Origin of the sequence: Aliidiomarina sp. (assembly GCF_047920995.1) — a bacterium.
Lineage (GTDB): Bacteria > Pseudomonadota > Gammaproteobacteria > Enterobacterales > Alteromonadaceae > Aliidiomarina.
In genome coordinates, this window is record NZ_JBLRWZ010000059.1 from 1 (window position 1) to 5,024 (window position 5,024).

Here is a 5,024-nt window from a genome sequence, read left to right on the forward strand (position 1 = left end):
CTCTGCATGGCGAGCAAATTCAACTTGAGAATTTTACTGGCCAATGGGGCGCTCAACAACTTACCGCCAGTGGTGCTGCCAATTTGGCTTCAGAACAGTTTGCTGTAGAGCTCAATGGCTCACAGCTAGAGTACGGCCCATGGGCCCTTGAGCAAATAGCAGCAGATCTGGCTGGTGATTGGGCGCTGAATGCGTTACCAACCGGCACCTTAGCCTTTGCAAACTTGCGCCAAAATGAGCAACAGCTGGTTGCAGAACTGCAAGTAAACATGCGCCATTCGGAAGCATCGGATACCGCTGTGAAGCACTACTTAGAACTATCGGGGAATGCCTTTGCCAGTGAATTTTCTGTGGCACTAAATGGCGTGTGGAACGAATTTCAATGGCAAGGTGATATTACCCAGCTAAGTGTTACTCATGAGGAATTTGAACGCTGGCGGCTAACCGAATCAGCCTCAGCCAATGTAGGCGCAGAAAAAATTCAAGTTGATCATTTTTGCATTGAAAACGAGCAGCGGGCAGCTGGATTTTGCTTGGCCGCCGATTGGGATTTAATTACTCAGCTCGGCGAAGTAAATGCGCGCGCCGAAAGCTTACAGTTGGCCCTGCTGCAGCCTGTTCTGGATGGTATTTTTGTAGAAGATTTCGAGATTTCGGGCGAGTTGAACGCCACTTTAGATTTGTTAATCGCCGAGAATCAACTACTCGTTGATGCTCGCGTATTGCTCTCGGAAACGCTCTTTACCTTACCGCAGCAAGATCTGCAATTTCAGTTCAATGCTTCCGAGCTGCTGCGAGTTACGGGTGATCAACATGAACTACAGAGCACATTCGCCCTCAACTCTGCGGATCTCAATGGTGGAATTACCGGTGAGTTAACCCTAAGGAATGCGCTAGATACCGCTGCGATCAATGGTTTCCTCAACATTCAACTCGATGCCCTCGGCATTATTTCTCTCATCGTGCCGGAGTTACAGGCCGTACAAGGCCAAGTGGCGGGACAAATCGATATCAGCGGCAACCTGCCACAACCTAGCTTGTCTGGCTACGTTGAGCTACTTGAAGGCGGCGCTGAGGTACCTTCCGCTGGTATTGTTATCTCTGCCTTAAATATGCGCTTAGATGCACCTAATGCCGTTGGCGAGCCCTTTAGTTTAACTGCTACCGCCATATCTGGAGATGGCGAGCTAACGATAGCGGGCGAGTATTATTTGGTTGAGCAGCGCGCGTTAGTGAATATTACTGGCAATGATTTCAGAGCAGTACAAACGCGCGATATACAGCTTACAGTAAGCCCCAACATAGAGGTATCGTATGATTCCTCTGGCGTGCGTGCGCGTGGTGAAATTACCGTTCCCAATGCACTGATTACGCCGCCAGACATTCAAACCATTGATAGCGCTTCCCGCGATACGGTTATCGTTCGAGGTGATGAAACCGTATTCGCCTTCGAAGAAAACGAGTTGCCTATCGATGCTGATATCCAAGTGATTCTCGGTAATAACGTGCGCGTAGAAGCGTTCGGCTTTGATGGCCGCCTCACGGGCAGATTGCGCGTGCGCGAACAACCCGGGCAACAAACCTCGGCGGTAGGCACGATTACCGTAGCAAGTGGACGCTATGAAATTTTCGGCCAACCGCTCGATATTGAGCGCGGCAACTTCACCTACACCGGTGGGGCTATTGATAACCCGGGCTTGGATTTGCGGGTTTCCCGCTCTATTAGTACGGAAAATGTAACAGTAGGTGCTCGTATTGGTGGGGCCTTGCGTGAGCCAACTTTATCATTTTTCTCCACCCCAGCAATGCAAGATAGCGCAATTCTATCTTATTTGATTCTCGGTAGAGCGCCGGGTATGGAATCTGGAGAAGAAAATGTGTTTGCCCAAGCAACCCTCGCATTGGGAATGCAAGGTGGTAACTTTATTGGTGAACAAATTGGCCAAGCGATTGGTGTTGATGAGATTGTGTTAGATTCAACCGGGGAAAATCTCGATAACGCCGCTCTGTACATCGGCAAGCACCTATCATCACGGTTATACGTGAAGTATGGCATCGGCCTGATTGAGCCAGTAAATACACTGTTCATTCGCTATCGGCTAACCGATAGCATTCACTTTGAATCTCAAACAGGCGGCGATCGTAGCGGCGCGGATATTTTCTACAGTATCGAGCGCTAGCGATAATTGCTAGCGCTGATGCTCCTCTTCCTAATCTGCTGCAATCACACCACAAGCAATACGAGCACCCGCATTACCTACCGGCTGAGAAGTTAAATCATCTTCTTGCGCATGCACTACCACCGCTTTACCAATAATACTATTGGGGCCGCTTAATTCGAGTTTATGGTCGAGCATTTCTAAATGCGCAATACCGTTATCATCGGTACGTAAATTACCGAGGTCACCAACATGACGCGCTTCACTGTCTGGGCCGCCATGGTCACGGCCATGTGGATTAAAGTGGCCACCCGCTGAAGTAGCATCAGGGGCACTGCAATCACCAAACTCATGCACGTGAAAGCCATGCACACTGTTTGCTGGCAAGCCTTCTGCGTGAGCAATCACAAACACGCCATCTTCATCTCGCTCAAACATAACGAAGCCATGAATGTTTTCGTTGCCTTCAGTGCCATGCAACATTGCTACGTACGCACCGCTAGTATCGGGCTGTTCATAGCTAGCATGCATTGCATGTTGCGAGTGTTCTGCTACTTCACTGTGCGTAGCCGAATGTTCGCCTTCGCCGCTGCATGCAGATAAAAAAACTGCCGCAGAAGCGGCAGTTAGCATTGTTTTCAGTTTCATGCCATTCCTCCTGTTTAGGAAGAAAGCTTACCATGAACTGGGCTGATCGCCATAGGTTGTTGGCGAATTCGCGCTTTCTTTAATTTCTGCAAAATCGCTGCCGGCATACCTTTTGGTAATTGCACCGTAGTATGAGTAGCAAATAATTGGATTTCACCAATATAACGGCTATCCATATCCGCTTCATTAGCAATTGCGCCTACTACATCACCTGGGCGTGCGCCATGCTCAGTACCTACTGCTAAGCGATACGTATCAAACTCAATACCTGCATCACGGCGAGGTTTACGCTCACGACGCTCAGTACCGCGATCTGCACCACGGTCATTTGCACGCTTACCACGAGCAGCTCCACGATCACTACGTTCGTTGCGGTCACGGCCAGCAGGGCGTTCTTTGCGATCAAACTTCGGCTTCGGCTCATCTTTTACAATTAACGGGCGAGCGAGTTGATATTCGTGTAATAACGCTGCGGCGAAATCTTCTAAAGACATCTCCGTTGCTTCAACCATCTGCATTACAAATGATTTCATAGTAGCGATATCAGTATTTGCCGCAATTTCTGCAATCTTGGTTTGCGTTTGTTCAATACGTAACTGCGATAATTCCCGGCCTTGTGGCACATTCATCATCTCAATTGAGCCATTGGTTGAACGCTCGTAACGCTTTAACATATGCATTTCACGTGGGCGTACAAATGAAATTGATTCACCTGAGCGGCCAGCACGGCCAGTACGGCCGATACGGTGAACATATGATTCAGCATCTTGTGGCAAATCGTAGTTCAATACGTGAGTAACACCTGGTACATCCAAGCCGCGCGCAACAACATCAGTAGCTACTAGAATACGAATTTTTCCAGCTTTTAACTGAGTTACCGTTGCTTCACGCTGATCTTGGCTCATATCACCATTCAAACCAGCGGCTTTAAAGCCACGTTCACGTAACATCGCCGATACGGTTAAAGTATCGTTACGAGTGCGCACGAACACGAGCGCCAATTGGTAATCAATTGATTCCAAAATACGCTCTAGCGCCACATCCTTGGTCATGCCTTGCACTTTCCAAGCTTTTTGCGTGATGTTCGCTTTAGTTAGGTTAGTGGACGCAATTTTCACATGCACCGGATCAGCCAAGAATTTATTCGCAATTTTACGAATCGTTGGCGGCATCGTTGCCGAGAACAACGCACGTTGAGCAGTTTCTGGAACCTGTTCCATAATCCACTCGATATCTTCTACGAAGCCCATGTTCAACATCTCATCAGCTTCATCAAGTACTGCCATTTTCAGGCTACCTAAATCTAAGGTGCCTTTGCGTAAATGGTCCATCAAACGGCCAGGAGTACCCACAACTACTTGTGCGCCACCGCGTAGCAATTTGATTTGTGGGCCATACGCTGAACCACCATAAATGGTAGCCACGTTCAGGCCTTTCATGTATTTACCCATGCTCTCAATTGATTCAGCAACCTGAAGCGCAAGCTCACGAGTAGGCGCTACAACTAATAGCTGCGCACCACGAATACGCGTATCAATATTGGCAAGCGCAGGTAAACCAAATGCAGCCGTTTTACCGGTACCGGTTTGCGCTTCACCTAATACGTTCTTTTTCTCCAACAATGCAGGAATTGCCTGCTGCTGAATAGGGGTAGGGGTGTCGAAACCAAGCTCTTGGATTCCACGTAAAATTGCTTCAGGTAATTCTAAAGCCGAAAAAGTATTAAATTCAGACATATTTGTCCCACTATCAAAGCTCCGCTCAACATTGGCGGAAACATTTTAAATAATCAGACCTGGTAAACAGCTCGCGTGAGCACTTACGGCATCACCGTACAAAAGCTCTTCTATGGCAAAATACTTGTAATACAACGATCGCGTTAGCGATTCATTCATCTCTACAAGATGATGCACAATAGCGATGGCAGACCAAGGCTGGGCATTGGCGTTTTCTCGTTGAAAACGCAACCGACAACTGCCCCTTAAACCCTGTTCTCAAGTGAACGGATATAGCATGTAATGCCACATCGTTTTTAGCGGTGTCAGGCGTTTGAAGCCTGCAAGATAGGGGACCACTGTCAATCTTTTTGCTTAGCTTTCACTAAACAGGCGCGGAGTATAGCAGGATTTTTGCAAAAGTATTGTTGTTTGTTTGTTATATATTGATATTTCGGCGAACCCACAACGAAAAAACCCCAGCCGTTAAGCTGGGGTTCTC

The 5,024-nt window shown here is 47.9% G+C and carries 4 protein-coding genes; 1 reads left to right on the plus strand and 3 read right to left on the minus strand.

The genetic code is table 11. The features are described 5' to 3' along the window. Positions 1-2,180 (plus strand): translocation/assembly module TamB domain-containing protein (locus ACNA7P_RS10835; RefSeq protein WP_416258644.1); only part of this gene is annotated, 2,180 nt, incomplete at its 5' end. A 30-nt stretch (positions 2,181-2,210) separates the two neighbouring features. Here ACNA7P_RS10835 and ACNA7P_RS10840 read toward each other — a convergent pair. The 3 genes from ACNA7P_RS10840 to ACNA7P_RS10850 are packed head-to-tail and all read right to left on the minus strand — an operon-like array spanning position 2,211 to position 4,774. Next, positions 2,211-2,807: a superoxide dismutase family protein gene (locus tag ACNA7P_RS10840; RefSeq protein ID WP_416258645.1), complete on the minus strand. Its 597-nt coding sequence runs from the start codon at positions 2,805-2,807 to the stop codon at positions 2,211-2,213. A 14-nt stretch (positions 2,808-2,821) separates the two neighbouring features. Then, positions 2,822-4,543 carry a DEAD/DEAH box helicase gene (locus ACNA7P_RS10845; protein WP_416258646.1) on the minus strand — a complete coding sequence of 574 codons (1,722 nt, stop codon included), beginning with the start codon at positions 4,541-4,543 and terminating at the stop codon, positions 2,822-2,824. A 45-nt stretch (positions 4,544-4,588) separates the two neighbouring features. Continuing rightward, the gene (locus ACNA7P_RS10850; protein ID WP_416258647.1) at positions 4,589-4,774 is read right to left on the minus strand and encodes a hypothetical protein; all 186 of its coding nucleotides are present in this window, start codon (positions 4,772-4,774) and stop codon (positions 4,589-4,591) included. Between the last annotated feature and the right edge of the window lie 250 nt (positions 4,775-5,024).

Coding starts and splice junctions, on each gene's coding strand:
- ACNA7P_RS10840 (WP_416258645.1), bottom strand. CDS start 2,807: ATGAAACTGAAAACAATGCTAACTGCCGCTTCTGCGGCAGTTTTTTTA.
- ACNA7P_RS10845 (WP_416258646.1), bottom strand. CDS start 4,543: ATGTCTGAATTTAATACTTTTTCGGCTTTAGAATTACCTGAAGCAATT.